This is a genomic window from Paenisporosarcina sp. P4_D4 (genome assembly GCF_056401835.1).
On record NZ_JBFUIO010000277.1, the window covers coordinates 1 to 1,530 of the forward strand.

The 1,530-nt window shown below is 38.0% G+C and carries 4 protein-coding genes; all 4 read right to left on the reverse strand.

The genetic code is table 11. The features are described from left to right. Positions 1-146: manganese catalase family protein (locus AC1DSL_RS18060; protein WP_477533306.1), on the reverse strand; the 146-nt coding region annotated here is incomplete at its 3' end. A 15-nt stretch (positions 147-161) separates the two neighbouring features. Further along, a complete protein-coding gene (locus AC1DSL_RS18065) occupies positions 162-428 on the reverse strand; it encodes a spore coat protein CotJB (RefSeq protein WP_477533303.1) in 267 nt (88 codons plus the stop codon). Continuing rightward, positions 425-643, reverse strand: coding sequence for a spore coat associated protein CotJA (locus AC1DSL_RS18070; protein WP_477533304.1), 219 nt, complete (start codon positions 641-643; stop codon positions 425-427). The genes AC1DSL_RS18065 and AC1DSL_RS18070 overlap by 4 nt, the downstream gene beginning before the upstream one ends. Before the next feature lie 311 nt (positions 644-954). Further along, the coding region (locus AC1DSL_RS18075; RefSeq protein ID WP_477533305.1) for an MFS transporter at positions 955-1,530 on the reverse strand (576 nt) is incomplete at its 5' end.

The following is a 1,530-nucleotide window of genomic DNA, read 5'->3' on the forward strand; positions in this document are numbered from 1 at the left end:
GTAGTATAACGCTGATTCATGTACCTTAGAGCAGCTGCAAGTTCACCGTCCGCACCACCGTATTGCTCCATAATATATCTAGCAAGCATTGGATTACAAGTTGTCACTTCTACGGGGTATAAAAGTTTTTTTTCATAAACCCACATTTCATTTCCCCTTTCTCATCGTTGCCATCGCCAAGGTGAGGAATTCCATTGCCAGCCAACATCAATAGCTTGTTTAGAAGGTACAGATCTTAAAGATAAAGGACCATATTCCATTTCAAATTGTTTCCGTACATTTGCTGCTTCTTTAATGGCTTCTCTCCATTGTCTACGTGCTTCTTCATCGTCTGGATGCGTATCGATGTAAAGAGTTAACTCAACTACTACAAAGTCCATTTGTTGTACTACCTTTAACATATTCCATTCAGCTTCAGAAGCATTCATGAAATTCCCTCCTCCCGTGAAAAACCGTCTACAAATTGTGGCCAGAGTGAACCTTGTTTTAGAGCCTCTTCGGGTGAGTTTTGTGGTAGACCAGGTTTTTGGAAATTCGTAAAAATTTGTGGAGGTAAAACAAAGAATTTTTCTAAAATGGGTGGGCAAGGGTCACGTGGCGATACATAAGGCTTATAACTACCTCTAAATTTCGAATGATCCAAATGACATCCTCCTTTAAACTAACCTATGACAATTAGGAAACGGTTGATGCTCATTGGACAATCTTTTATTAAAATTATTGTTTTAAATAAATTTTGGAGCAGATTAATTTCAATTATGAATGTCTTACTACAGTTGAAGTGTGGTTTAAATACTAAAATAAAAACCAGAGACCAGTTAGACAAATATCTATATCCCTAACTAAATTAGAAGGTGAATACTCCATGCAGATGTAGATAGTAAATAATAAAAAAACCACCAACCAGTTATTTGAACATAAGAATAACTAGTATCGTCTCCTTTTGATAAGCATTTAGTTCTCTATTTCTTTCACATCGATGAACTTAAATACAAGAAAAGTCAAAATAACACCTAGTGAACCTGCCATCAAATAACTAACATTGAGATAATTGTTCATGACCAGCGCCATGATTGGTGGTCCAGCTGCCACACCAATGAAACGAGCAGAACTGTAGAAAGATGAGACGGTACCTCGTTCTTCTTTATCAATATTCTCTGTTATGAGTGCGTCAAGAACAGGGAGCATGGCACCTATGGCAATTCCGACAAGGCTGGTAATAGTGAGCAAGACCCAAAGTCGGTCGGCCMATATTCCAACCATACCCACGCTCACTGACAAAGCAATTAGACAGACTAACATCATTTTTTTCATCTTGTATAGATTGCCTTTGATCTTACGGCCCGTAATGAAAGAAGCGATACACAACATTAATAGGGGAATGGCCAGTACGTAGCCTTTCTTAATTCCTTTCAATTCGTATTCTTTCTCCAGAATTTCCGATAGAAAGAAAAGTGTGCCGAATAAAATAAGCATAACAAAAATACCACTGAGAAAGACGGCGGATAGCCACTTTCCTTCCTCTTGGAA